Annotated in this window: 25 protein-coding genes; 23 read left to right on the top strand and 2 right to left on the bottom strand. The window is 39.7% G+C overall.

Annotated elements, in window-relative coordinates:
• Positions 1-17 precede the first annotated feature (17 nt).
• Positions 18-449 carry a GAF domain-containing protein gene (locus RGU12_RS10750; protein WP_309536081.1) on the bottom strand — a complete coding sequence of 144 codons (432 nt, stop codon included), beginning with the start codon at positions 447-449 and terminating at the stop codon, positions 18-20.
• A 306-nt stretch (positions 450-755) separates the two neighbouring features.
• On the opposite strand from RGU12_RS10750, the gene RGU12_RS10745 reads away from it, so the two are divergent.
• Positions 756-1,487, top strand: coding sequence for a Crp/Fnr family transcriptional regulator (locus tag RGU12_RS10745; RefSeq protein ID WP_309536080.1), 732 nt, complete (start codon positions 756-758; stop codon positions 1,485-1,487).
• 360 nt (positions 1,488-1,847) lie between these two features.
• A complete protein-coding gene (locus RGU12_RS10740) occupies positions 1,848-2,225 on the top strand; it encodes a hypothetical protein (RefSeq protein ID WP_309536079.1) in 378 nt (125 codons plus the stop codon).
• Positions 2,226-2,276: 51 nt separating this feature from the next.
• Here RGU12_RS10740 and RGU12_RS10735 read toward each other — a convergent pair whose 3' ends face one another.
• The gene (locus tag RGU12_RS10735; RefSeq protein WP_309536078.1) at positions 2,277-3,470 is read right to left on the bottom strand and encodes an MFS transporter; all 1,194 of its coding nucleotides are present in this window, start codon (positions 3,468-3,470) and stop codon (positions 2,277-2,279) included.
• A gap of 187 nt (positions 3,471-3,657) precedes the next feature.
• Between RGU12_RS10735 and RGU12_RS10730 the strand changes: the two genes are divergently transcribed.
• The 21 genes from RGU12_RS10730 to RGU12_RS10630 all read left to right on the top strand — a co-directional run bounded on the left by RGU12_RS10730 (position 3,658) and on the right by RGU12_RS10630 (position 26,565).
• On the top strand, positions 3,658-5,088 hold the full coding sequence (locus RGU12_RS10730) for a DEAD/DEAH box helicase (protein ID WP_309536077.1): 1,431 nt from the start codon (positions 3,658-3,660) through the stop codon (positions 5,086-5,088).
• A gap of 144 nt (positions 5,089-5,232) precedes the next feature.
• Positions 5,233-6,264 (top strand): alpha/beta fold hydrolase, encoded by a 1,032-nt coding sequence (locus RGU12_RS10725; RefSeq protein ID WP_309536076.1) that lies wholly within the window; start codon positions 5,233-5,235, stop codon positions 6,262-6,264.
• A gap of 190 nt (positions 6,265-6,454) precedes the next feature.
• Complete coding sequence (locus RGU12_RS10720) at positions 6,455-6,904, top strand: YueI family protein (RefSeq protein WP_309536075.1); 450 nt, start codon at positions 6,455-6,457, stop codon at positions 6,902-6,904.
• A gap of 219 nt (positions 6,905-7,123) precedes the next feature.
• A complete protein-coding gene (locus tag RGU12_RS10715) occupies positions 7,124-7,627 on the top strand; it encodes an FUSC family protein (RefSeq protein WP_309536074.1) in 504 nt (167 codons plus the stop codon).
• Between the two features lie 146 nt (positions 7,628-7,773).
• Positions 7,774-10,095 carry a xanthine dehydrogenase family protein molybdopterin-binding subunit gene (locus tag RGU12_RS10710; protein ID WP_309536073.1) on the top strand — a complete coding sequence of 774 codons (2,322 nt, stop codon included), beginning with the start codon at positions 7,774-7,776 and terminating at the stop codon, positions 10,093-10,095.
• On the top strand, positions 10,092-10,940 hold the full coding sequence (locus RGU12_RS10705) for an FAD binding domain-containing protein (RefSeq protein ID WP_309536072.1): 849 nt from the start codon (positions 10,092-10,094) through the stop codon (positions 10,938-10,940). The genes RGU12_RS10710 and RGU12_RS10705 overlap by 4 nt, the downstream gene beginning before the upstream one ends.
• Positions 10,918-11,400, top strand: coding sequence for a (2Fe-2S)-binding protein (locus RGU12_RS10700; RefSeq protein ID WP_309536071.1), 483 nt, complete (start codon positions 10,918-10,920; stop codon positions 11,398-11,400). The genes RGU12_RS10705 and RGU12_RS10700 overlap by 23 nt, the downstream gene beginning before the upstream one ends.
• Positions 11,401-11,424: 24 nt before the next feature.
• Entirely contained in the window at positions 11,425-12,465 is a 1,041-nt protein-coding gene (locus RGU12_RS10695) for an XdhC family protein (RefSeq protein WP_309536070.1), read from the top strand.
• Positions 12,466-12,469: 4 nt separating this feature from the next.
• Positions 12,470-13,030 carry a nucleotidyltransferase family protein gene (locus RGU12_RS10690; protein ID WP_309536069.1) on the top strand — a complete coding sequence of 187 codons (561 nt, stop codon included), beginning with the start codon at positions 12,470-12,472 and terminating at the stop codon, positions 13,028-13,030.
• Between the two features lie 186 nt (positions 13,031-13,216).
• Positions 13,217-14,716 carry a nitrate/nitrite transporter gene (locus RGU12_RS10685; protein ID WP_309536068.1) on the top strand — a complete coding sequence of 500 codons (1,500 nt, stop codon included), beginning with the start codon at positions 13,217-13,219 and terminating at the stop codon, positions 14,714-14,716.
• Between the two features lie 518 nt (positions 14,717-15,234).
• A complete protein-coding gene (locus tag RGU12_RS10680) occupies positions 15,235-15,660 on the top strand; it encodes a hemerythrin domain-containing protein (protein WP_309536067.1) in 426 nt (141 codons plus the stop codon).
• Positions 15,661-15,690: 30 nt separating this feature from the next.
• Entirely contained in the window at positions 15,691-16,008 is a 318-nt protein-coding gene (locus RGU12_RS10675) for a hypothetical protein (protein WP_309536066.1), read from the top strand.
• A 65-nt stretch (positions 16,009-16,073) separates the two neighbouring features.
• The gene (locus tag RGU12_RS10670) at positions 16,074-16,358 is read left to right on the top strand and encodes a hypothetical protein (protein WP_309536304.1); all 285 of its coding nucleotides are present in this window, start codon (positions 16,074-16,076) and stop codon (positions 16,356-16,358) included.
• Positions 16,342-20,019, top strand: coding sequence for a nitrate reductase subunit alpha (locus tag RGU12_RS10665; RefSeq protein WP_309536065.1), 3,678 nt, complete (start codon positions 16,342-16,344; stop codon positions 20,017-20,019). The genes RGU12_RS10670 and RGU12_RS10665 overlap by 17 nt, the downstream gene beginning before the upstream one ends.
• Entirely contained in the window at positions 20,009-21,511 is a 1,503-nt protein-coding gene (gene narH / locus RGU12_RS10660) for a nitrate reductase subunit beta (protein WP_309536064.1), read from the top strand. Before RGU12_RS10665 ends, narH begins: the two co-directional genes overlap by 11 nt.
• Positions 21,508-22,110 carry a nitrate reductase molybdenum cofactor assembly chaperone gene (narJ, locus tag RGU12_RS10655; protein ID WP_309536063.1) on the top strand — a complete coding sequence of 201 codons (603 nt, stop codon included), beginning with the start codon at positions 21,508-21,510 and terminating at the stop codon, positions 22,108-22,110. Before narH ends, narJ begins: the two co-directional genes overlap by 4 nt.
• Positions 22,111-22,679: 569 nt before the next feature.
• Positions 22,680-23,381 carry a respiratory nitrate reductase subunit gamma gene (narI, locus tag RGU12_RS10650; protein ID WP_309536062.1) on the top strand — a complete coding sequence of 234 codons (702 nt, stop codon included), beginning with the start codon at positions 22,680-22,682 and terminating at the stop codon, positions 23,379-23,381.
• Between the two features lie 279 nt (positions 23,382-23,660).
• Positions 23,661-24,335 (top strand): Crp/Fnr family transcriptional regulator, encoded by a 675-nt coding sequence (locus RGU12_RS10645; RefSeq protein ID WP_309536061.1) that lies wholly within the window; start codon positions 23,661-23,663, stop codon positions 24,333-24,335.
• A gap of 16 nt (positions 24,336-24,351) precedes the next feature.
• Positions 24,352-24,801, top strand: coding sequence for a flavodoxin (locus RGU12_RS10640; RefSeq protein ID WP_309536060.1), 450 nt, complete (start codon positions 24,352-24,354; stop codon positions 24,799-24,801).
• A 212-nt stretch (positions 24,802-25,013) separates the two neighbouring features.
• The gene (locus RGU12_RS10635; protein ID WP_309536059.1) at positions 25,014-25,943 is read left to right on the top strand and encodes a ring-cleaving dioxygenase; all 930 of its coding nucleotides are present in this window, start codon (positions 25,014-25,016) and stop codon (positions 25,941-25,943) included.
• A gap of 13 nt (positions 25,944-25,956) precedes the next feature.
• Positions 25,957-26,565: a flavin reductase family protein gene (locus tag RGU12_RS10630; RefSeq protein WP_309536058.1), complete on the top strand. Its 609-nt coding sequence runs from the start codon at positions 25,957-25,959 to the stop codon at positions 26,563-26,565.
• Position 26,566 lies beyond the last annotated feature (1 nt).

Below are 26,566 nucleotides of genomic sequence, written 5' to 3'. Positions count from 1 at the left end.
GAATCCTATCGCGGGATTCATTTTTTTATTAATGCAATTTCACTTGCTGCCTTTTTTACGAGCTCTACTTGTTCTTTTGTGTATTTTACTTCAGTGCGTGAGCCGATTAGAAGGACTCCTCCAACCTTGTTATTCATATGGATAGGAACAGCTACTGCTGATACCAGGTTTTCAGCAAGCATGATCGGGTATTGAAGTCGAGTACGCTGCCGATCAGGAGTTTCAATATCCAAAATCATGGTTGTGCCAAAACGGACAACAGAGCCTGATAACCCTTTGCCAGGCCGAATCACCATGTTTTTAAAGCGGTTATTTGTATAACCATGTGCATATTCCCAGCGGATTGTCTGATTCCCTTGATCAACATGTGCAATCGCAGAGAAATCACTTGAGGTGTTCATACACAAATCATGAAGTTTTTGTTCAATTTCCACTTGTATCGCTTCCATGAGAATCTCTCCTCGATTACTGATGGTGATTTCTTTATATCAACGAAAAATAGATTTAGTCTTCCTATCTATTGTAAATCTTTTTCATGTCTTTGTATCTCAGGGAATTCCCTTAACTTTATTGCTTTAAAAGATGATATTTAGACCTGTTTTAAGGGAAATTCTTAAAGAGTGTGCTTGGCTAGGGGAAAATCATTGGAAAATAAATAGGGGAATTTGGAAGGAAAGTTCAGGAGTTCCCCCGATACCTTGTTATCACTATTAGCCGTATGATTATAGTATAAAGTCGTGGCGGGGGGATTCAAAATGGCAATGATTATACAGGAATTAAATAACGAGGTTCCTCACATAGAGTCAGTTAATGAAAGCATCGATCAATTTCTATCGGAAGAAAACTTAAATAAATTTAAAAGCATTATGCGTATTAGACAGGTAGCCGCAGGAACTCACCTTTTTTGGGAAGGTGAGGAAGCAGAAAAAATGTACTATATTATTTCTGGAAGAGTGAAGCTTCGTGCATCCTCAGAACGTGGGAAGGACTTCTTATTATCGATAAAAGAAAAAGGAAGTCTAATTGGTGAATTTGGCGGTTTCACCGAAAAACTATATTACAATTACCGCGCTGATGTAGAAGAGCAAACGGAAATTGGCATTATCCATATGAGTGACTTGAAAAAATTATTATATCAATTCGGTAACTTTGCAGTGGAATTTATGAGCTGGATTGGCTGGACACAACGTATTATGCAAAACAAATTGTACGATTTCCTATTCCTTGACAAACAAGGTGCACTGGCATCGACATTAATCAAATTAACCACAACACATGGTGTCAAATGCAAGGATGGAATTCTACTCTCTATCGAGTTAACAAACAAGGATTTAGGTGATTTCATCGGAACTACTCGTGAAAGCGTGAATCGTCTATTAAATGGCTGGAAGCGAGAAGGAATCGTTGAAATGTATGACCATAAAATAGTTATTTACCGCATGAATCGACTATACGAGATTTGCGAATATTCAGGTGGAGTGCATTAGGGACACAAGGACAGCTTCCTTGTCCCACTATTGAAGAAGGTGACCTACAAGAGGTCACCTTTATTGCGTTTCATTTTAAGAACGAAACGAAACATTCTTTTTAAAGAACATTTTTTGAGTAAAGTAAAGAATAATAGAGATTTAAAGAGAAAACAAGTCATTATATAGAACAAACAGACTATTTTACGTGTTTTCAATATATTCCGTTCGGTATATACTAAAGGTGGTTCAGTATAAAGAACAAATGGTGGCGAATTTGGGAGGAAAAGAAAATGAAGAAGAGTTTTAGGTACAATCGCAATTAGTTTTTTTATTAGTGAAAGTTTTGGTTCTATTCAATGTTAGAATTGAGGTGTTATCGTGAGTATTTTTTCATTAGTAGAAAACGAAAAAATGATCGAAATTTTTGAAGCAAGTTTGGAAGATAGTGAGTTTCAGGTAGAATGGCTTGCACATGAGGCAAAGCTTTATGAAAAGCTACGAGTGTACAAGGAGTCCCTGGTCTTTTTGCCTCAATCCTATATTTACAATATTTTTCAAGTTGGTTCCTTTATATCCAAGCATCTCCCAGATAGTAAGGTCGTGCTCGTCCTAAACTCCAAAGACGAGTTTGACCCGGCGCAAGCGGGAGAGCATGATATGTTATTCCTTGAATCCAACCTTGACGACCTTCAACAATCAATACTCTCACTGATACACACATTTAAAGAAAATCTGAGAACGAATGTCTATAAATAATAAAAAAGCGTATGGCTTCGGCAATCAAGTTCCGAATCCATACGCTTATTTTTATACCAATGCTTTTACACGAGTTTTCGTCTTTGAGTTTTTTTGCCAAAGAATTGTAATGAATAACGTGACCATAAGAAGTAATAGACCTAAAACAAATGGATAAATGATCTGGACGTCATATAACAATCCACCAAGTGTTGGCCCTAATATATTTCCAATGCTCATGTATGCATTGTTCATCCCCATTGCAAATCCTTGTTCGTTACCTGCAAGCTTAGAAATCAAGGTATTTAACACTGGACGTAGGATAGAAGTCGCAAGGAAGATGAGCAGCGAAATGCCAAAAAAGAGTCCAAAACTGTTCGCAAATATTGAAAGAAGGAAGCCGATAGCAGCTACAGAAATAAAGATGTTTAAGATTTTACCTTCTCCAAAGCGAGTGACCATACGATCCACCACAAATAATTGCACAATTACACTAACAAGCCCAGTGGATGTAACCATTAACGCGATGTCCTGTGGGGTTGCATTGTATTGGTTATCGACAAACAGTCCAATAACGGATTCAAATGCCATCAAACCGAAGCTCATCACAAGAGTGATTATCAATGGAATGAAAAATGGCATACGTACTGAACGTACAAGTTTTTTGGCCATTGTTTCATCATCAACAGGCATGAAGCCTTCTACCTTTTGTTGGCTTTCCTTTAGAACCGCAAAGGAGAAAATAACCGACACAAGAGAAACTAATGCGGAGATTAAAAACGGAAATTTTATCCCATAGTCCGCTAAAAATCCACCAATTCCAGGTCCCACAACAATTCCAAGTGACATAGCAGCTGATATATAACTATTCCCTTTTGCACGTTGTTCCATTGTTGTAATATCAGCTACATAGGCAAATATCGCTGGTATGAGAAGGGCTGCACCAATTCCACCTACAATTCGAGATGCATACAGGAGCCAAATGGAATTCACGAAATAAAAAATAAACATGGAAAGTGTCAAACCTGTTAGTCCGTAAATAATCATTTTTCTACGGCCATATTGATCCGTCCACTTTCCAGCGATTGGTGAAAAAATAAATTGTGCTCCTGCAAATATGGCAATCATGAGGCCAGCTGCTTTTCCACCCTCATTAATCGATTCAAGATAAGCAGGTAAAATGGGAATAATAATTCCAAAGCTCCCGATTGCAATAAACATATTGATCATCAAAATGATCATTTTTTTTCGTTGATCCGCCGTCATCGATCCACCTCTTTTTATTTATGATAAAGTAATTATTTTTCCAATCTATTTTTCAATAACTATACTAAGTTATTACAACTTCAAGTAGAAGTCAAAGAGAATATGTACCAAAAATTCGACAAAATTCGGATAGACAAGCAAGATAAGACAAAAGGGTATAATAAAAGAAAAAAACGAGGTCGTTCTGATGAAGAGTTTTGCTAATTTTAATTTAAGTGATGAAATCGTAAAAGCACTTTCGGGTTTGCATTATAAAACACCGACTGAAATTCAAGCGAAGGTCATTCCAGTTGCATTAATGCAAAAGGACATTGTTGGAAAGTCGCAAACGGGAAGCGGTAAGACGGCAGCGTTTGCGATTCCGATTTGTGAATTAGTACATTGGGAAGAAAACAAGCCCCAAGCTTTGATTTTAACTCCGACGAGAGAGCTTGCTGCACAGGTGAAGGATGATGTTATCAACATTGGTCGGTTTAAGCGAATAAAGGCTACCGCCGTATTCGGAAAACAATCCTATGAGCGGCAAAAGCTAGAACTGAAGCAAAAGACACATGTTGTGGTTGGGACACCTGGTAGGGTGTTAGACCACCTTCATAAGGGAACTCTGTTTGTGGATCAACTAAAATTTCTTGTAATTGATGAAGCGGATGAAATGCTGAATATGGGTTTTATTGAACAGGTAGAGGCTATTATCAAAGCACTACCAGAAGATCGAGTTACGATGTTGTTCTCTGCAACTTTACCGGAAGATATTGAAAATCTTTCGGTTCGGTATATGAAATCTCCAACGTATATCAAGGTAGAAGAGTCAGCTAAAGCAACTATTAATCATTTATTAATTAATATGGATGAAGAAGACAAGTTTTCCTTATTAAAGGCTGTTACGATTGTTGAGAATCCGGATAGCTGTATAATCTTTTGCAGGACGCAGCAGGGTGTGGACGATTTATATCGAAAGCTGAAAAAAGCCCATTATTCCTGTGATAAACTCCATGGAAGCATGGTCCAAGAAGAGCGTTTTGCCGTTATGGATGATTTTAAAAAAGGAAAATTTCGCTATCTAGTGGCCACTGATATTGCCGCTCGGGGGATAGATGTTGAGAATATTTCTCTAGTCATCAGTTTTGATGTTCCTCAAGACAAAGAACGTTATGTTCACCGAATTGGTAGGACAGGTCGAGCGGGTAAGACTGGGAAAGCAATAACTTTTGTAACATCTAGAGAAGAGAACTTAGTTAAGGAAATCGAAGAATACATTGGCGAAGGAATTAAGAGAATCGAATCTCCAAGTCATGCCGAGGTCGCTCGTGCAAAATCAGCTTTCGAAGAAAAGATGATCACTAAGCCACGACTTAAGCACGATAAAGCAGAGCAAGTTAACAAAGACATTGTAAAGCTTTACTTTAATGGTGGAAAGAAAAAGAAGCTACGAGCGGTAGACTTTGTAGGAACGATTGCAAAAATCCCTGGGGTAACCGCTGAAGATATTGGGATCATTACCATTCAGGAAAACGCAACATATGTAGACATCCTAAACGGGAAAGCGCCGCTTGTTCTAGCGGCTATGAAGGATACAACGATAAAAGGAAAACTGCTTAAGGTACATATTGCTAGATAAGACAGGTTCTGTCACTCATTTGTTTTTTTAGATGGGACAGAACCCGTTCCTCTATTCCATACATAGTAACGTGCAAAAAAGGAAATTTCCTGTATTTGTAGAAATAGATAGTATTTAATTCTATAGTTTGAGAGGTTGGATGGTGTGGGGATATTATCGAAAAAGCCCGATTTTGAGATTCCTTCTAGTGGGATACAATCCGTTGAGACAATTACACTTGGGGGCATTAAGCAATGTATTTTAATTCAAGCGGTTGATGTTTCGAAACCTGTTATATTGTTTATTCATGGCGGTCCGTCTATGCCGCTTCCAGGTGTCTCCTCTAAGGGGCGTGACTATACGATTGTGACAAATACGAAGGAACTTGTGAAAAACTTCGTTGTTGTATTTTGGGATCAGAGGGGTACAGGTAAATCTTATCATAAGGAAATTCGACAAGATTCTATGACGATAGAACAATTTATTTCGGATGCGAATGAACTAACAGATTATTTACGGGATAGATTTAAGCAAGATAAAATTTTCCTTGCTGCACATTCCTGGGGTACAACGATTGGTTTAAATTTAGTATCTTTGTATCCTGAAAAGTTCTATTCGTATATTGGTTTTTCACAGATTATTAGTTGGACGGAAAATGATCGACTCGCTTTGAAATGGCTAAAGGAAGAAGCAAAAAGACGTGGAAATAAGAAAGCAATGGGTCAATTAGAAAATGTAGGTGAGCCCCCTTACATAGAAAGTTTTGTCCAATGGAGTCTAATTCGCAAGTGGCAACGTATTTTTAATACATTGGTTTATCAAACCGAAAATGCACCTGGTCTTCTAGCGCTTACAATGGATATGGTCAGATCGGATGAGTATTCGCTTAAAGATGTGTACCATACATATTATAAAGGATTTAAGCTTATTTACTCACAAGCTTTCATTGAGGAGCTAGCAGAGAATAATTTTATGGAAGCAGTCCCCGAACTTCCTATTCCAGTTACTTTTATTCACGGAAGACATGATTTTCATGTGAATGGAAGTCTAGTAGAGGAGTTTGTAAATCGGCTTCATGCACCAAAAGGGAAACGTATAGTATGGGTAGAAAAATCAGCCCATGCCTTTCATCCGGAGGATACATTATTAAATGAAAAATATTTAATTGAAGAACTGCAACATTTGGAAATGAAGTAGTTTTAATGTAATGGAATATCGCCCCCTGGATATCACTTTTAACGAATTCATCTTAGCGGTTCCTTACCGTCATTCTTTCATATGGTTTTTATGTTGAACACAGACATGCAGGTAGGAATACTGATAAAAGGAGCGAGGTATTGGTATAATGGGGAATAACTAAGCTGATCGATGAAGGGGAGGACCGGGTATGACGAAGCCAAACATGGATGATTATCTTCAACAGGGCATACACGGAGCAAAGGAAATAAAGCCAGAAGAACGTAAAAAATTTCTTGGAACCATTCGAGAACGAGTCGAATTTGCACTTACACAATCTCAGGTCAGAGAGAATAAAGTATACAAGGAGATTGAAGAGGCTTGTAAAAAGAACAACAAAGTACATATGTACTTGAATGGCCATGTAAGTTATCGCTTTTTGTCCAAGTATGTGAAGTTGGCGAGTGCAAATAACATTGAATACACCATTGTCACAAACAAGGACTATAATTCTGACCTCGGACTTGTACTTGCGCTTGATCATGCGATTGACAAAGAAGACATCTATATCGGTTATAAAGTTAACACAGATTTGACACAACCGAAAAACACCGAGAAAAAAGGACTCTTTTCACTTTTTAAAAAAAGCTTTAAAAAGTAAGGTAACAGGTTAAGTAAGTTATTACAGAACCAGAAAAGCATGGAATGAAATTTGTTCCCATGCTTTTTTATGTGCCTTTGTAATAGATGAGCGATGTAAATCCTATGCATATAAACCTAAAGCTCAGGTTAAGCTTTATTATGAAAGAAACACCTAATCGGTAAATTCAACTACCCAAGCCTTGTACGAAAAAAGTAAACATAATCGAGGTTTCCTATGATGGAATTACAGAAAAAACAACTTTCAAATAAAAATTTATCGATCCTAACTTGGAAATTATCTATAGGCTCGATTATATCTTGGGAATTAGCCGAACTTTTAGGTTCCCATCATCCTTATTTAGCTCCACTTACTGTCATCCTAACTATCCAATCTACAATGGACAAAACGATTAGCCTTTCGATAAAACGAATGATTGGAACGATAATAGGAATTTTTGTTACGGTATTAATAGCAAAACACTTACCTGTTGAGGGTTGGGTCTTGGGAGTGTTAATCCTTTTAGGATGTTACATCTCCATGTATTTAAAATTGGACAAAAAGGTCCTCCATCAAGTCTCACTTACGATCCTATTTGTTTTTGTTTTTGAACACCAATCAAAGAGCTACGCCATGGACAGGCTGAGAGACTCATTTGTAGGTGTATTAGTTGCGGGTATCCTTCAATTGGTTTGGTTCCGGATATTTTCACGAAAAACTTCAACCGAACAAAGGTTGAAGTAATGCTACACAACATACGATATAGCTAACACAAAAAGAGGACAATTTGCTTCTCTTTTTTTTTTGTGGGTTCTGCGAAAATGAAAAAAGGGAAAGTTCTCAAGACACCTCCATATATTATAAAGAAGATAAAATTGGGGGTGAAAAAAATGAACATTATAGGGAAAAGTGTTATTCGAAAAGAAGCCTTTGACAAGGTGACAGGAAGAGCAATGTATACAGCCGATGAACAATCCGTTCATACACTTCATGTAAAAATGAAAACAAGTCCATATGGACATGCGAAAATTGTGTCAATAGATGATACATTAGCCAAAAATATTCCTGGTGTAAAAGCAATAATCCTTGGGAGTAGGGATTTTCCACTTACGGGTGAAGAAATAAGGGATCGCCCCCCAATTGCTGTAGAGAAAGTACGATACTATGGAGAACCTGTAGCTCTTGTAGTGGCGGACCGCCCGGAAATTGCCAAAAAAGCAGCAGAGTTGATTGATATAAAATATGAATTACTACCTGTCATTAATAATCCATCAGAAGCCCTCAAAGAAGATTCTCCAATCATACACCCAAACTTGGCTGATTATGAAATTATCGGAACAGCTTATCCTACACCAAATTCTAATATTTCCAATACGACAAAAATACGGAAAGGGAACATGAATCTAGGTTGGAGGCAATCGGAAGTGATTGTCGAGGGAACGTATAAGTTTTCTCCATCTAGCCATGCAGCGATGGAAACGAGAAGTGCAACAGCAGAAATTAAACCAGATGGATATGTTTACATTACGACTTCCTCACAAGCACCCTTTATGGTGAAAAAATTACTGAGTATTTATTTTAATATAGAGGTTGGAAAAATTGTTGTCGAAACCCCTCTTGTAGGAGGAGGCTATGGCGGAAAGGCTCCTGTTCAATGGGAAATTCTTGCTTATCTTGCTTCGCTAGCAGTCGGAGGAAGGCGTGTACAACTTACATATACACGAAAGGAAGATTTAACGACTGCGCCATGTCATGTTGGTTTAGAAGCGAAAGTAAAGATTGGAAGTACTAAGGAAGGAATTATTAAAGCGGCTGAAATAGTTTATCTTTTCGATGGTGGGGCTTATTCAGATAAAGCGATTGATGTAAGCCGTGCTGGCGGAGTTGATTGTACAGGACCGTATCATATCGAAAATGTATGGTGCAATTCATACTGCATATACACGAATCACCCATATGGAAGTCCATTTAGAGGGTTTGGTCATTCGGAGGTACTATTTGCATTTGAAAGAACAATGGATAAACTATCAAGAAAACTAGGAATGGATCCAATTGAATTAAGAAAGAAAAACGCGATACTACCTGGGCATACAACTCCGACACAAGTTGTTTTAAACAGAAGCAATGTTGGAAATTTACCAGCGTGTATTGATCGCTTAAAAGAACTGATTAACTGGAATCAGGGGCAAATCGAAGAAGTAAATGAAAGAAAAATTCGGGTTAAGGGAATTGCGTGTAGTTGGAAAACATCTACTATTGATCCTGACGCAAGTTCAGGTGTGATCCTTACTTTTAATCCAGACGGAAGTATTAATTTAATGTCAGGTGTAGTTGAAATTGGAACAGGGACAAAGACTGTATTGGCTCAAATTCTTGCAGAAAGATTGAAACTAAGCATTGATAAAATACACGTAAGAATGCAGATCGACACACAAACAACCCCGGAGCATTGGAAGACAGTAGCCAGTAGAGGGACTTTTATGGGTGGAAGAGCAGTATTAGAAGCGGCGGAAGACGTGATTAGACAAATAAAAAACATTGCTACTTGTGTATTAAGGGTATCGACGGAAGACCTCGAAGTAGCCGATGGTAAAGTGTTCTTACGCGATAATCCAAAAGTAAGTTTGGATTTTAAAGAAGTCGTCTATGGATACAAATTTCCAAATGGAAATACAATTGGTGGTCAAATTATTGGTCATGGGAATTATGTGATAAGGAGAATCACAAAATTAGATCCTAATACTGGCGCAGGTCAACCAGGTCCGGAATGGACTGTAGCAGCCCATGCGGTCGAAGTAGAATACGATAAAAGAGATTTTACATACCAACTCAAAAAAGCCGTAACGGTAGTGGATATTGGAACTGTCTTAAATCATAAAGCAGCAGTCGGTCAAGTCATGGGAGCTATGAGTATGGGTTTAGCGTATGCGGGGAGAGAAACCTTTATTTTTGATCATTTAGGAAGAATCACAAACCCACAGCTTCGAACCTATAGACCAATTCATTACGGAGAGAATCCGGACTATCTTGTAGATTTTGTGACTACACCTCAGATAGATGCTCCTTACGGGGCGAGAGGGGTTGGAGAACACGGATTATTAGGGATGCCTGCAGCACTAGCTAATAGCCTTACTCTTGCAGCGGGTGCAGAACTTAATGAACTACCAGTGACACCTGAATTAATATGGAGATGTAAGGGGGCGGAGATTTGATATCCTATGATTTCGAGTACCACAACCCCAAAACATATCAGGAAGCAGTAAGTTTATTCAATGAGTCAGATAAAGATGGAAAATCCCCTATGTATTATTCGGGTGGAACAGAGATTATTACACTAGGAAAATTAAATATAGTAAGAACAGGTTCAGTTATCGATATTAATAATATCCTTGAATGTAATGTTCACGAGTTAAATGAGGAGTTCCTTGTATTAGGTGCAGCTCTCACGCTAACCACTATTGAGGAGAAGAACCTATTTCCGTTATTGAGCCAAACAGTTAGTGAGATTGCCGACCGTACATCGAGAAATAAGATTACAGTTGGTGGAAACATATGTGGACAGATTTTTTATCGGGAGGCGGTATTGCCTTTTTTACTTACGGATAGCATCTTGATTATTGCAAGCAACCAAGGAATAAAAAGTGTTCCTATTACAGAAATATTTAACGAGCAGCTTCGATTAAAAAGAGGCGAGTTTCTTATGCAAATCAAAACAAATCGCAAATTTTTAGAAGTTCCTTTTTTCACTTTAAAAAGGAGACGACAATGGAATACAGGTTATCCTTTATTGACTGTGGCCGCTCTTAAATTTAAACAAGGTATTCGAGTTGCGATTAGCGGTCTCTCACCTTTTCCCTTTCGTTCCTATCAAATAGAAGATGCGTTAAACAAAACAGAACTGTCCTATAAAGAAAGAATTGAACTTGCCATTAACAGCTTAAACGTACCTATCTTAAATGACACGGAAGGCACTTCCCGTTACAGAATTTTTGTGCTAAAAAATATCCTTTATGATGTGCTACAAACATTGGGAGGTGAGAACTCTGAAGACATCTGAATTTAAAGTAAGCACAACGTTACGGATAAATGGGGAGGAATCAGAGGTATCCTTTCGCAAATCAGATATTCTTTTAGATGTTTTACGCTCTAAATTAGGATTAACAGGCGCGAAACCCGGTTGCTTAAACGGTGACTGCGGGGCATGTACGGTTATTATTGATGGGATTGCTCAAAAGTCCTGCCTGAACTTGGCTATAGAGTCGATTGGTAAAGAAATCGTTACAATTGAAGGTTTAGATTCGCCGATTCAAGGGGCTTTTGTTGATTGCTTTGCCTTCCAATGTGGATATTGTACACCGGGTTTTATTATGAATTGCCATGCTTTACTAGAATCAAAGAGGAATCCTTCAGATGAAGAGATTACGAAGTGGCTCGAATCAAATATCTGTCGCTGTACAAGTTATTTAGAAATTGAGAAAGCGGTCAAATCAGTCATAAACTTTTCGCATGACGATTAGTTATGTAGAAAGTTGGGGAGAAACATGCATGATGTTTTTCAAGTAATAGAACAGGCAATAGAGAGTGATCAACCAAGTGTAATGGCCACAATCATTCATGTAGAGGGCTCTGCCTATCTAAAGGAAGGCACCTCTATGTTGTTTTTCGAGGATGGAAAAAAATGTGGTTTGATTAGCCCTGGCTGTATAGAAGAGGATTTGAGCTATAGAGTGAAAGAAGTATTTAATGATGGGAAAAGCCAAACGATTGTTTACGATTCTACGGTAGAAGACGATGTTATATGGGGACAAGAAATTGGCTGTGGTGGAATAATCTATATTTTACTAGAAATGGTGAATGATCACCTAAAAGAGAACTTAAAAAGAGTTCGTGATCAATTGAAGAGTGGGATAAGGGTACTGCATGTAATCAAGTTTTCCTCAAATTTTACCGTTGAATTTTCAGGATACCGTACAGAATATGGAGAATTAATTGGTGAAAAAAGAATAGGAACTTTAGTTAATAGCAAATGGCCCACTAAATCAGGATTGTTAAATCTAGTATACTACCATACCTATTTTCCAAGAAAACGACTGATCATATTTGGGGCTGGACCCGATGTAAAACCTCTAGTGGAATTAGCGGCCAAAACAGGGTTTTCTGTAATTGTTTGTGATTGGCGGGAATCACTCTGTAACCGAGATCACTTGCTACAAGCAGATGATTTTATAATTGGGTTTCCAAATGATGTTTTTCAGAGGCTTACCTTCACTCATGAAGATTTTGTTGTCTTAATGACACACAATTTAAAAAGAGATAAAGAAATTGTATCGTACCTATTAAAAAAGCAACTTCGCTATGTTGGTATTTTAGGATCCAAGCACAGAATTAATTTATTGTTTGATCAAAATTCCAAACCCCCGTGGGTTTCAGCACCAGTAGGCTTGTCTATTGGTGCACAGGGAGCGACTGAAATAGCCATAAGTATTCTGGCAGAAATGATTTTAGTAATGAGAGGTGAAAAAGTAGGGGAAGGTGCAATATATGAAAGTGGTGGGCATTTACCTCGCAGCAGGAAAGAGTAGTCGAATGGGAAAGAATAAATTATTGCTTGAGTTTAAGGGGCTCCCCTTAGGTTCAATTGGACTAAAAAACGCCCTTAATTCTTCATTAGATGATGTTCTTGTAATCACCAACGAAAATGATCCATTGTCATGGATTGATTCAACTTTGTTTTCAAATCCATATCAGGAAAGGTGGAAGACAATTCCGTCAAAAGAGAGCGACAAGGGTCAGTCTTACTCCATAAAAACTGGTTTGAAGGAAGCGATAAAAAAGAACGCAGATGCAGTGATTATTTTACTCGCGGATCAACCATTGGTAACCTCCAAAATGATTGATTTTCTAATAAATGCTTATGGATTTGAAAAATCGAAAGAAATTCTTGGGTACAGGAATGAGCAAGTTGTGTATCCTCCCATCCTATTTTCGAAAAAATTGATTCCGAAACTTATGGAATTGCACGGGGATATCGGTGCAAAAAAAATAATCGCCAATTTTGATAAAAAGATATTATATGATACCGAGATTGAAAAAGTAAGAGATGTCGATACACCCGAAGATTATGAAGCCATCAAAAAATTTGAATAACTAACTAGGTTAAGGTGTTATATATAGGTTTGATGTAAGTCCTATGATATAATGCCTTATTTTTTGCTTGCTGTAAATCTTTAAGGAACTTCCAGTTTCTATCTGCAAAAAGTATGTTTGAATTTCTTGTAATTCCATAAACTAGGGAAAATGTAAAATGGAATGTTTGGAGGAGGAGAACAAAGAATGAGGACGCAAAAATTGCAGCTGCCACTTCAAACTGCAAGTTTGGTTGTTGGATTTATGGTGTGGGTGATTCTGTCATCCCTGATGTCGAGTATAAAGCAGGATATTCCATTAACAGATAACCAAACAGCAATCGTCACCGCCGTTCCGGTTATTTTAGGTTCTCTGCTCAGAATTTTATTAGGTTTTTGGACAAACCGATATGGGGCTAGATGGTTGTTTTTTATAGGTTTTATTATCCTAATCCTTCCGATTTTTTATATTAGTATTGCAGATTCTATGTTTGATTTAGTAATTGGCGGACTGATCATCGGGGTTGGGGGAGCCTTATTTTCGATTGGGGTTACCTCTTTACCGAAGTATTACCCGAAAGAACGTCACGGATTTGTGAACGGGATATACGGTGCAGGAAATATCGGGACAGCAATTACTTCCTTTGCAGCCCCCGTGCTTGCAGTAAATATTGGGTGGCAGAGCACGGTACGGTTATTTCTCATCCCGGTTATTTTATTTGCCCTCTTAAACTTTTTACTTGGTGACCGCAATGAACCTAAAGTCAATAAACCATTGAGCGAACAGATTAAAAGTGTGTACAAAAATGAAAAGCTTTGGTTCCTCAGCTTATTTTATTTTGTCACATTTGGTTCATTTGTTGCGTTTACTGTATATTTACCGAACTTTTTAGTTACTTATTTTGGGTTAACAACCGTTGACGCAGGCTTGAGGACGGCTGGATTTATTACACTGGCAACGCTCATGAGACCTGTCGGGGGATGGCTCGGTGATAAATTCAATCCCTATTTAATTTTGTTCATTGTTTTTAATGTCATCACTTTTGCAGGAGTACTCCTGGCTTTCACACCAGATATTGTTTTATACACAATCGGTTGCTTGCTCGTATCCATTTTTGCAGGGACTGGAAATGGAACGATATTTAAACTAGTACCGTACTATTTTTCAAAGCAAGCTGGGATTGTCAACGGAATTGTATCGGCGATGGGTGGTCTAGGTGGATTTTTCCCACCCATTGTGCTTTCGATTGTGTTTGGTATGACGGGTCACTATGCAATAGGATTTATGTCGCTTGCTATGTTTGCATTATTAAGCTCTGTATTCGTTGTGTGGATGTTCTACACTGAAAAAATTCAGCTTGAAGCAAAGCTTATTGAGAATGTAGCCCAAGGGATGATGGTCACAAATCCAAAGGGAGTCATTCAAAAGGTCAACCAAGCCTTTACAACAGTTACGGGATTTGAGCCGGAAGAAGCAATCGGAAAAACACCAAGCATTCTGCGTTCCGGAAAGCATGGTTCAGAGTTTTATGATCAGATGTGGAATTCAATCCGCAATCAAGGGTACTGGCAGGGTGAAATTTGGAATCGACGCAAAAATAAAGAGGTCTATCGGGAATGGCTGACCATAAGTGAAGTGAAAAATGAAGCGGGTGAGGTCAAATACTACGTTGGCCTCTTCAACGACTTAACTGAAAATGGGACGTGAATAAGAGCTGGGGGCGACCTCAGCTCTTATTTGGGCTTGGAAAAAGTGGGTGGTAACCGTGTTATAGCACAATTATTGAAAATAATGCGCAAATCCAACGAGTTAACGCGCAAATATAAAAGTAAAGCGCAAATCCACGAAATAATGCGCAAATCCTTGGGCACCGACGCAAAAATCGTGGAAAAGACGTAAATCCGTAGCCGCCGACGCAAAAATCTCAGAAGAGACGCAAATTCATGAACTCCGACGCATATAATCCCAGAAGAGACGCAAAATCCTAGAACCGCGACACAAAAATCCCAAAAAATACGCAAATTCCGAAGTACCGACGCAAATCTTCAATCCAAAACACTTTTCTCCAAACTTAACACACAATCCCACTTCAATACTTTCAACTCCAACTAACTTTGTTTACCCGCAATTATGACATTTTCCTACCAATTGTAAGCAAAGAAGTTTAACCAAACCCAAGATGGAAAGGATTAAGAAGAAAGTTCAAATTAGAAAGGATGAACATAGTGGCAACAGGACCAAGTTTACGAAAAACAGATGCTCATTCAGCGATTCATGAGGCGGCTTTACATGAAGCGAAGGAGCTTCGAAATCTCTTTCGGAAGTGTATTGAAGAAGAAGATAAAGAAAAAGCACTACAGGTTGCGGAGGTGGCAATCGATCATTGGGAATCTAGAACACTGAAGCATGCTGATTCAGAAGAAGAGGGCTTATATAAAGAAATGATCGAGAGTAATCCAAAGCTAGAAAAAATCGTGAATCAATTAACACGAGATCACGATTTAATGCGTCGCATTGTTGCAACAATGAAGAAAAGCTTAGAGACAGAAGAGGCAGATCATCGCATGATTCCTCTCCTGGACAGCTTAATTATTATCGATGAGATCCATAACGATGATGAGATGAATAAATTGCTAGCCAACAACGAATAATATGAAAAATTAGGAAACGGAGGAAAGGGGATGAAAATGGGTAAAAAAGATGTAATTGAGGAAAAATTGCTAAGGTTTGCAGCACCAAACTTATACCAAAAGATGGTTGATGTCTTTTCTTCATATAACATTCATTCCTACGATATTTATGCAACTGTTGTAAAGCAAGAAAAGGGCTATGATTTGACATTAAGATTCTCACAATCCTTTTCGCAATCTGTCACAGCCTTAGTAACCTTTGAGCAGGCAAAGAATCCAGACGAAGAGATTACTGACTTTCTCAAAGAAACTGCTGAAAAATGTAAGAATCAATTGATTTCAGATTATTACAAGATGATTAAACTATAGACTTTTACTAGTTTAAAAGTTGAGGCTGGTAACTTTTCTAAAAAGGAGTTGGTTTGTTGTTTTCAATGGAGAATGACGCAATGTTAATTGATGATCGGGAAGACTTGATTGCAGTAATCCGGATGAGATTTGGTGATATTCCAGGAAAAATGGTCGAAGAAATCTATGAAATCCAGGATATGAGTACACTTCAGCGCCTCATTTTAGCGGCAGCAAATGCATCGAGCTGGGAGGTATTTCTTGAAGAATTTCAAGCAGGTACACAAAGCTTCAGGTTAGTAGGTGAAGACTTTAACCCATTGGCAAAAATCATAAAGGGAAAGGATGGAGACATTGGCAAAGCAGAATAGTCTCTTCCGCTCGCTAAAGCATTTAGTGCGTGGAGAGCGTATAAACGATGGCTGGACAGAAGAAAATCCACGGCCACGTGACTGGGAATCAATCTATCGCCAGCGTTGGGCTTATGACAAGGTTGTCCGTTCCACACATGGTGTGAACTGTACAGGCTCATGTAGCTGGAAAATCCATGTCAAAGACGGAATCATCGCCTATGAAACTCAGCAAACAGATTATCCGTCAACCGGGGACGATTTTCCAGACTACGAGCCTCGCGGATGTCCACGTGGTGCAAGTTTCTCGTGGTATACATATAGCCCAACACGGGTGAAATATCCATATGTACGAGGTGACCTCCTCGCACTTTGGAAGGATGAAGTCGCGAAGGCTGGTAATCCTGTACAAGCATGGGAAAATATCGTTTCTAATCCGGAAAAGCGGAAGGCTTATGTTTCTGCCCGTGGTAAAGGTGGATTTGTGAGAGGCAACTGGAAGGACGTCTGCCAAATCATTGCAGCATCTACCATTTACACCATTAAAAAATATGGGCCAGATCGGGTCGTAGGATTTAGCCCGATTCCGGCTATGTCTATGGTTAGCTATGCAGGTGGTGCTAGATTCCTATCCCTAATTGGTGGAACTATTCTTAGCTTCTATGATTGGTATGCAGATTTACCGCCAGCATCACCACAGGTGTGGGGTGACCAGACCGACGTTCCGGAAAGCGGTGATTGGTACAACACGAAATACTTCATTATATGGGGGACTAACATTCCGCAAACGAGAACACCTGATGCACATTTTATGGTGGAAGCTCGTTACAACGGCACAAAGGTAGTCGGAGTTAGCCCAGACTACGCGGAATATGACAAGTTTGCCGACATTTGGCTCCCTGCAAAAGCGGGGACAGACGGTGCGCTTGCAATGGCCATGACCCATGTTATTTTAAAGGAATTTTATGTGGATAAAGAAACGCCTTACTTTAGGGATTATGTGAAACAATACACAGATTTGCCGTTCCTCATAACACTAAATAAAAAAGGAGAAAACTATCGATCTGACCGGTTCCTGCGTGCGTCTGACTTTTCCGATCAACAAGAGCTTGGTGAATGGAAGACTGTGGTTTGGGATGAAAATTCAAATCAAATCGCGATTCCAAACGGAAGCCAGGGCTTTAGATGGGATAGCAGCACAAAATGGAATCTCGATATGACAACGGAGGATGGTGCGAGTATCAATCCGAAGTTAAGTTTTATCAAAGATTCGGATGAAGTCGTGATGGTAGAATTCCCTTATTTCGCAGAAAAAGAGGGCGGAAAAGTGGTTCGCAGTGTCCCAATTAAACGGATGAAGGACCAATCTGGTAATGAATTGATTGTGACGACCGTTTATGATCTAATGCTTGCTCACACGGGTATTAACCGAGGACTTCAAGGTGACTATCCGACTGACTATAATGATGCAACTCGACCATACACTCCTGCGTGGCAGGAAAGCATTACGGGTGTGAAAAAGGAACACGTGATCCAGGTAGCGCGTGAATTTGCAGAAAATGCAGCTCTAACCCAAGGTAAATCGATGATTGCAATGGGTGGAGGAACAAACCACTGGTTCCATAGTGACCAAATCTATCGTGCTATTTTGAATCTTGTACTGTTAACAGGGTCACAAGGTGTCAATGGTGGTGGTTGGGCTCACTATGTGGGGCAGGAAAAGGTTCGTCCATTAGAGGGCTTTTCCCAAATTGCATTTGCGAATGACTGGGTGAAAGCACCGCGTTTAATGAATGGTACATCGTTTTTCTACTTTGCAACCGAACAGTTCCGTTATGAATATGATTTTGATGATAGGGAGACAGACTGGGGCAGCAAATATTCCAACATGCATCCGGCTGATTTTAATGCGATGTCGGCACGTCTAGGATGGTTACCAAGCTTTCCAACACTATCGCAAAATTCATTGGATGTCATGAAGGAAGCTCGTTCGAAAAACAGTGATGACCAGGCTGTGATTGATGATATTGCAAAGCAACTTGTCGATGGAAAACTTGATTTTGCGATTGAAAATCCAAATGACCCACGGAACTTTCCGAGAGTCTTCTTTAATTGGCGCTCCAATTTATTAGGAGACAGTGGGAAAGGCCATGAGTATTTCGTTAAGCATTTAATTGGCTCAAAGGATACGGTTTTATCAGACCCAGAACAATCTTGGCAGCCAAAGGACGTCAAGATTTCTGAAAAAATACCTGAAGGAAAAACCGATTTATTCGTAAGTATGGATTTTAGGATGACCAGCTCTGGGCTGTTCTCTGACATCATCCTTCCTGCTGCAACCTGGTATGAAAAACAGGACATTAGTACAACAGATTTACATCCATTCGTTCACCCATTTAATGCGGCAATTAGTCCACCATGGGAAACAAGAAGTGACTGGGATGCGTTTAGGGAAATTGCAAAAGTCTTTTCAGAACTTGCCAAAGATCATTTGCCGGCACAGGAGGATCTCGTCATTTCCCCACTTGCCCATGACACAATCAATGAAATCGCCCAACCTTTTGGAAAAGTGAAGGATTGGCGTAAAGGTGAAGTGGAAGGAATTCCGGGAAAAACGATGCCTAACCTTAATTTCGTGAAACGTGATTATCCAAATGTGTATGACATGTGGATAACTGTCGGACCGAATATTAAAAATGGCTACGGAACGAAAGGGGTTAAAATCCCTGGAGATAAGGTATTCCAATCTTTATTGGACCGACTTGGGCCATCAAAATCACAAGGGGTTGGAAAAGGTCTTCCTTCCTTATATTCCGATGTGAAAGCCATAAATGCGATTCTTCTCATGTCAGGAGCAACAAATGGTAAGCGTGCGGTTGAAGGCTGGAAATCGATGGAGCAAAAGACTGGGAAGAAGTTGGGCCATATTTCAGAAGCGCGTGAGGAAGAGGATTTTACCTTAGATGCCTTGACCATTCAACCAAGACAAACCCTTTCAACACCGGTTTGGAGTGGGTTGGAAAGTGATGGTCGTCGTTATTCACCTTTTACAGTCAACAAAGAGTACCACATTCCGTGGCATACTCTTACGGGTCGACAAAGCTTCTATTTAGATCATGAAGTCATGCTCGATTATGGTGAAGGTTTGCCGCTCTATCTTCCGCCAATTAACAAAGGTCCTTTTATTAAGGGTGAAAAAGAGGTTGAGAATCGTGGGAAGTCCATTACTCTTCGATACATGACACCTCACCAAAAATGGGGGATCCACACGATGTTCACAGATACCCGCAACATGGTTCAGCTTTTTAGAGGCTGGCAGGTTGTCTGGTTGAATGAAGAGGATGCTGCTGAAATTGGCATTAAAGATAACGATTGGATTGAATTATATAATCGGAACGGTGCCGTTGTCGCAAGGGCTGTATTAACGTACAGAATGCCGCGAGGAGCGGTTTATATGCACCATGCCCAAGACCGCACAATGGGAGTGCCTGGAAATACAATTAATAAAAATCGTGGTGGAACACATAACAGCGTGACCAGAATTTATCCAAAGGCAACACATATGATTGGTGGTTATTCACAGCTAAGCTATGGTTTCAATTATTATGGACCAACAGGTAGCCAGAGAGATACGTTGACAATTGTTCGCCCATTAAAGGAGGTCGACTGGCTTGAGGATTAAGGCACAAGTGGCGATGGTGATGCACCTAGATAAGTGTATTGGCTGTCATACTTGTTCTGTCACATGTAAAAATGTATGGACCAATCGACCAGGCATGGAGTACGTTTGGTTCAATAACGTCGAAACCCGCCCAGGACCAGGGTACCCAAAAGAATGGGAAAACACGGATCGCTATAAGGGTGGCTGGACATTAAGAAATGGCAAGCTACACCTTCGAGCTGGTGGTCCAATATCCAAACTGGCAAACATTTTTTACAACCCAAATATGGCAGAGCTTGATGATTTTTATGAACCTTGGACATATGATTTTGAGCATCTTCATTGGGCTAAAAAAGGGGAAAATATCCCTGTGGCACGCCCAAAATCAATGATTACAGGGAAATACATGGATAAGCCGGAATGGGGCCCAAACTGGGACGATGACCTGGCGGGTGGTAGTGAAGTTGTTCCAATGGATCCTAATGTGCAGAAGCTTCAAGAGCATATTGCGATGGAATATGAAAAAACATTCATGATGTATTTACCACGAATTTGTGAGCATTGTTTAAATCCATCCTGTGTAGCTTCCTGTCCATCAGGTGCGCTTTACAAAAGGGACGAGGATGGAATTGTTCTGGTTGATCAGGATGCTTGTCGTGGTTGGCGTTTTTGCATGAATGGTTGCCCATACCACAAGGTGTACTATAACTGGAACACGCATAAAGCGGAAAAGTGTAATTTCTGTTATCCACGTACAGAAGCGGGTCTACCAACCATTTGTTCCGAAACATGTGTAGGTCGAATCCGCTATATCGGGGTTGTTTTATATGATGCGGATCGCGTGAAGGAAGCAGCATCTGTTGAAGATCCGAAAGACTTATATGAATCACAGCTTTCTGTCTTTTTAGATCCATTTGACCCGGAAGTGATCCAAAAAGCAGAAGAGCAAGGAATTAATCAAAGTTGGATTAAAAGTGCACAGGAGTCACCCGTGTATAAAATGGCGATGAAGTGGAAGATTGCATTGCCACTGCACCCTGAATACCGGACAATGCCAATGGTGTGGTATGTTCCGCCACTCAGTCCAATCATGAACCATATCACAAATGAGCAGTCATTAAGTGCAGATGGCTATATTCCAGCCGTTGATGATATGAGAATTCCAATGGAGTACTTGGCATCGATTTTATCAGCAGATGATACGAGCGTTATTCGTCGTGTCTTACTAAAAATGGCTGCCATGCGTGTTCACATGCGGGCTAAGACGGTCGGAGGAATTGATGGCGAGTCAATGAACAAACTGTTAAAGGAAGCAAATACAACACCAGAAGAGCTAGAAGAAATGCAGCGCTTATTAGGTGTTGCCAAATACAATGAACGTTTTGTGATTCCAACTGGTCGCCGCGAAATGGACGAAGACCTTCATTATAAACAAGGCGCATGTAGTATTGAGGATTTAGCCCCGCCAGAAGGAATGGTGAAATATCCATTTGAAAGAAGTGGAAATCAATGACTAATGAAGCAAAAGCGATATTAATGATCATGTCCCGCATCCTTGACTATCCGGATCAAACCCTTCTTGAAGGGTATCCGGATATCGAAGAATATGTGAATGATGAAGTGGGTTCTGTAAAAATGAGAAATGAAATTTTAGAAAGAATTTCACCTCTCTTTAAGATGCCATTGCTTGAATTACAGGAGCTTTACGTAGAAACGTTCGATTATAAGGATAAAACAGGACTATATTTAACAGCACATGAATTAGGGGATAGCCGAAAACGAGGAGCAGCACTAATTAAGCTTCAAAAGTTAATTGTCGAAGGTGGATTTGAATATAACGGTAAGGAAATTGTAGATTATATCCCCATGCTTTTTGAGTTATTAGCACATGCACCGGAGGGCGAAAACTTTGAACGGTTATACCGCCGCTTAGCCTTTGCGGTTGATCGAATTCATAAGAACCTTATTGATTCGAATCCATATCACCGGATTATGGACCTATTAATGATGTTTGTCTTTGAAGCACCAGAAGCAGAAGAAATCACATTGTTAGAAAATCAGCGTGAAAAGGCCGATTTAGAAGACCTCCCATATCCGATGTTTTATCAATAAAGTGAAACTTCATTCAGTGGGGGTTTTGTTCATCCTCCACAGAATGTTAGTTGAGGTCCACAGGATGTAGGTCACAAAGACGTTGCCACAGGACGTGGCGCTTATAGTCTTTGTTCTCTTAATTGGGCTTTTACTGGCAGTTGAACACCCACTTACACTGCTTGCATTTCTACAAGGAGTCTTACTGCCAGTTATAGCGGGGAAATGTTCATAACTCTGTGGATAATGTGGACAATGTGGATAAAAAGGATGCTTTTATGTGGATAACGTGGATATTGTGGAAAAAGAAAATGGGTGATCTGTCAACACTATCCACAAAAGGATCCACAGGCTGTGGAAAACAAATGTTCTTATGTGGATAAATTGATGATTTTTAAAATACGGAAAGTATAATTTCTGTACTTAGTGTTAATGTCTAGCTCCAGGCACCACCGGCTCGAGGTCATAAGTCAATCGCTTCTGAAGGCCAACGACGCCTTCTTTCAGTGCTTGTCTTATGCATGTCGCTGATAAGTGGGCGCCTTGCGTTTTTCCTATTTTGCTTCATGAATTTGAAAGGAGGTCATTGAATGGAATTACATTTCTGGTGGACAGCATATCCTTATATATGCGCTGCAATCCTTGTCGTAGGGTCATTTTATCGGTTTGTGTTCCGAGGCAAAAGCTGGACTGCACCATCAACAGAAATCTTTGAGAAAAAGTGGCTGCGCTATGCATCTGTGATCTTTCACTATGGGATTATTTTCGCCTTTGTCGGTCACGTGATGGGGATGCTAATTCCTCTTGAGTTTTACAATGCAATCGGAATCGACGACCATACATATCACCTTTTTGCCATAGCCGGAGGGGGTGTTGCCGGGCTTATGGTGGTGCTCGGATTGGTTCTATTTTTAATTCGTAAATTTGTAATTGAGCGCGTTCATGTCCATACGTCGGCAGGCAGTTATTTTACAATCATTCTGCTACTAATCATTGCTGGTTTGGGGACGTATATGACATTGGTGTACAACACAACAGTTGCGGCATACGAGTATCGGGTATCAATAGGGCCATGGTTCCGTAGCTTATTCACATTAAATCCACAGCCTGAATTAATGCTCAAAGTTCCCACTCTGTTTAAAATTCACGTCATCTTGTCGTTCCTATTATTTGCATCGATTCCCTTTACAAAACTGGTCCATATGTTCAGTTTTCCACTGCGCTACCCAGCAAGAGCACCACAGCAATACCGTTCGCGCGATGGCTATTCGAAAAATACTCGTCAAAACTAAGGGGAGGGCTAACCTCCTCTTCTTTATTCCTCAAATTTAAATTCATCCCCAATTTTGACCCACGTCAAAGTTTCTCTTCACTCATTCATTTAAAATAATGGTGTAGCAAAATAACTGCAGTCGCAACTCTAGGAATCATGGGTGTTTTAACAAGGTAGTTTCTCCTAGTATCTGGTATGTTTAGAGAAGTACTTCCATCCAACAGTGGGTGTTAATTGATCGATTAATAAAGGAGAGAAGATGAAAATGTCCTGTCATTCTTGTAATCACGATGATCTCATGAAAAATTCATGTATTTCAAGGGTACCGATTTTCAACCATTTGACTGAAAACGAAATGGCTGAAATCTCACAAGTCGCAATAAGCAAACGTCTCAAAAAAGGTGAGCTTTTATTCCATTCAGTTGAACTCTCTGAGCAACTTTTTATTGTTCATAAAGGCTTGGTAAAAATGTATCGAATAACGGAAAACGGGAAGGAACAAATTATCCGTTTTGTTGAAGAAGGTGACTTCATTGGCGAGCTATCTCTTTTTTCAAAAACAATGACGACAAGCTTTGCAGAGGCAATGGAAGATACGGAGGTATGCACCATCCAGCAACAGGACATTCATCAATTACTCCTACGCTACCCAACCATTTCATTGAAAATCTTAGAGGAATTTACGAGTCGACTCCATGAAACGGAATCACTCATTGAAAAGTTAAACTCACAGGATGTGGAAAAGCGGGTAGCAAGCTATTTAGTTGAGCTTATTGAAGGGCAGGAAGATGACTCCATGACCATTCACCTGCCCATTCGCAAAGGAGACCTCGCATCCTATCTTGGTACCTCACAGGAGACACTCAGTCGGCGACTTTCAGCATTTCAAAACCAAGGTCTCATTGAGCTAAAAGGACAAAGAAAAATCATCATCAAACAACTAGAAGAGCTAAGGAAGAAAGCGAACAACTGAAGAAAAGGTGAGAACGTTGACCAATGCCATTCTCGTATATGCAAGCATGTCGGGTAATACAGAATTAATGGCAACATATATTGCAGAAGGTGTGAAGGAAAAAGGAATCCAACTGGACGTTAAAGAATGCTTTGAAATAGACCCCGAAGAACTAGTAAACTACGATGGGATCATCATTGGAAGCTACACTTGGGGAGAAGGTGAGCTCCCTGATGAGTTATTAGATTTTTACGACGAAATGGATCATCTTGATTTTTATTTGAAAAAGAGTGCGGTGTTCGGATCAGGTAGCACTTTATACTCGAATTACGGCGGTGCCGTCGACCTATTAGTGGAAAAACTGAAACAAAATGGAGCAGATGTTATTGTAGAGCCATTGAAAATCGAACTGACTCCAACCGAAAAAGATGAAATAGTATGTAAAGAATTTGGCAGACAATTTGCCGAAAAATTAATCGCTTCGTGAAATTAATTTTAGATACAGGCCTTCCGGACGAACCGGAAGGCTTTTAAATAGGTGAAACTAATGGTTTGACGATATAAAATTGACAATCTCTAAATCATGATATAAAATTATCTTGAATTCAAGATAATTCAATTAAAGGTAATTTTTGAAGTGAATATTCCAATCTAATTGTTGGAAACTAAATTAACGAATGATAAAAGGAGATAGAAACTATGAAAACAGCAGGCATACATCATATTACTGCCATTGTTGGACATCCCCAAGAGAATGTCGATTTCTATGCTGGTGTTCTAGGACTGCGCCTTGTGAAACAAACAGTCAATTTTGATGACCCAGGTACGTACCACTTTTATTTTGGAGATGATGTCGGCAATCCAGGTAGCATCATTACCTTTTTCCCATGGGCAGATGCGTATCAAGGAAAAATTGGCGATGGCCAGGTAGGAGTAACAACTTACGTAGTTCCGAAGGGAGCACTTCCTTTTTGGGAATCAAGGTTAACGAAATTCAATCTTTCTTATAAGAAAACAGAACGTTTTGGAGAACAATATCTTCAATTTAACGATGTCCACGGACTGCATCTTGAACTTGTAGAACGAGAAGAAGGGGCAAACAGTAAGTGGGAATTTGGAGACGTGACCTCTAATGTGGCAATAAAGGGCTTTGGTGGTGCGATTTTATTTTCCTCACAGCCTGAAGAGACAGAAAAGCTTCTAACACTTATGGGACTAGAGCGCATAGGTGAGGAAGGAGATTTTCTTCGCTTTAAAGCTGAAGGTGACATTGGAAATGTGATTGATGTCAAACGAACTCCTGGTGAAAAAGGCAAAATGGGTGTGGGAACCGTACATCACATCGCATGGCGTGCGAAGGATGATGAGGAGCAATTACAATGGCAACAATACATTGCCAATTATGGCTATGGGGTGACACAAGTGCGCGACCGAAATTATTTTAATGCCATTTATTTTAGAGAGCATGGTGAAATTTTATTTGAAATTGCAACAGATCCTCCGGGATTTGGCATCGATGAAGAATATGAGAAAATGGGTTCAGAACTGAAACTACCTCCACAATATGAACCACATCGTCATAAAATAGAAAATATCGTGTTACCATTTGAAGTAAGAAGTCTGGATTAAAAGGAGATTATAAATGATTTCAATCGATCCAAGTAAGAGTTCAGAAAGGGATAATTATAAGCTGTTAATTGGCAGCATTATCCCTAGGCCCATTGCATTTGTAACTTCGCTATCGCGGACAGGTACGCTAAATGGTGCACCTTTTAGTTATTTTAATATAGTATCATCCAATCCACCCCTCATTTCATTATCAATTCAACGGAAAGAGGGAGTCATGAAGGACACGGCTCGAAATAGTATAGAAGGAAAAGAGTTTGTTGTGCATATCGTGGATGAGAGTAATGTAGAAAAGATTAATATTACGGCAGCGAGTCTTCCATCAGATGAAAGTGAAATAGAGCTAGCCCAACTAACTCCGGTCGAAAGTACAAGCATAAAAGTGCCGGGTATAAAGGAAGCCAAAATTCGTATTGAATGTGTTTTGGAGCAGGCAATCGAATTAGGCGGGCAGGAACAGCCTGGTTGTGATTTGCTCATTGGAAAAGTGGTCCAGTTTCATGTTGATAAGGAACTATATAGCAACGGCCGGATTGACCAAGAAGGACTGGGAGCGGTAAGCCGTTTGGCAGGCAATTTTTATGCGAAAATAGGAAACATATTTGAAATTGAGAGACCAAAGTAAG

The sequence above is a fragment of the Ferdinandcohnia sp. QZ13 genome (assembly GCF_031324165.1).
In the GTDB taxonomy this organism is placed as follows: Bacteria; Bacillota; Bacilli; order Bacillales; family Bacillaceae_L; genus Ferdinandcohnia.
This window is presented reverse-complemented; position numbering and strand designations above follow the sequence as displayed.

What these genes read in the sequence shown, in the direction of transcription:
- RGU12_RS10750 (WP_309536081.1), bottom strand. Translation starts at nt 449, where the DNA reads ATGGAAGCGATACAAGTGGAAATTGAACAAAAACTTCATGATTTGTGT.
- RGU12_RS10745 (WP_309536080.1), top strand. Translation starts at nt 756, where the DNA reads ATGGCAATGATTATACAGGAATTAAATAACGAGGTTCCTCACATAGAG.
- RGU12_RS10735 (WP_309536078.1), bottom strand. Translation starts at nt 3,470, where the DNA reads ATGACGGCGGATCAACGAAAAAAAATGATCATTTTGATGATCAATATG.
- RGU12_RS10730 (WP_309536077.1), top strand. Translation starts at nt 3,658, where the DNA reads ATGAAGAGTTTTGCTAATTTTAATTTAAGTGATGAAATCGTAAAAGCA.
- RGU12_RS10720 (WP_309536075.1), top strand. Translation starts at nt 6,455, where the DNA reads ATGACGAAGCCAAACATGGATGATTATCTTCAACAGGGCATACACGGA.
- RGU12_RS10715 (WP_309536074.1), top strand. Translation starts at nt 7,124, where the DNA reads ATGGAATTACAGAAAAAACAACTTTCAAATAAAAATTTATCGATCCTA.
- RGU12_RS10710 (WP_309536073.1), top strand. Translation starts at nt 7,774, where the DNA reads ATGAACATTATAGGGAAAAGTGTTATTCGAAAAGAAGCCTTTGACAAG.
- RGU12_RS10695 (WP_309536070.1), top strand. Translation starts at nt 11,425, where the DNA reads ATGCATGATGTTTTTCAAGTAATAGAACAGGCAATAGAGAGTGATCAA.
- RGU12_RS10690 (WP_309536069.1), top strand. Translation starts at nt 12,470, where the DNA reads ATGGGAAAGAATAAATTATTGCTTGAGTTTAAGGGGCTCCCCTTAGGT.
- RGU12_RS10685 (WP_309536068.1), top strand. Translation starts at nt 13,217, where the DNA reads ATGAGGACGCAAAAATTGCAGCTGCCACTTCAAACTGCAAGTTTGGTT.
- RGU12_RS10675 (WP_309536066.1), top strand. Translation starts at nt 15,691, where the DNA reads ATGAAAATGGGTAAAAAAGATGTAATTGAGGAAAAATTGCTAAGGTTT.
- RGU12_RS10670 (WP_309536304.1), top strand. Translation starts at nt 16,074, where the DNA reads ATGGAGAATGACGCAATGTTAATTGATGATCGGGAAGACTTGATTGCA.
- narJ (WP_309536063.1), top strand. Translation starts at nt 21,508, where the DNA reads ATGACTAATGAAGCAAAAGCGATATTAATGATCATGTCCCGCATCCTT.
- narI (WP_309536062.1), top strand. Translation starts at nt 22,680, where the DNA reads ATGGAATTACATTTCTGGTGGACAGCATATCCTTATATATGCGCTGCA.
- RGU12_RS10645 (WP_309536061.1), top strand. Translation starts at nt 23,661, where the DNA reads ATGAAAAATTCATGTATTTCAAGGGTACCGATTTTCAACCATTTGACT.
- RGU12_RS10635 (WP_309536059.1), top strand. Translation starts at nt 25,014, where the DNA reads ATGAAAACAGCAGGCATACATCATATTACTGCCATTGTTGGACATCCC.
- RGU12_RS10630 (WP_309536058.1), top strand. Translation starts at nt 25,957, where the DNA reads ATGATTTCAATCGATCCAAGTAAGAGTTCAGAAAGGGATAATTATAAG.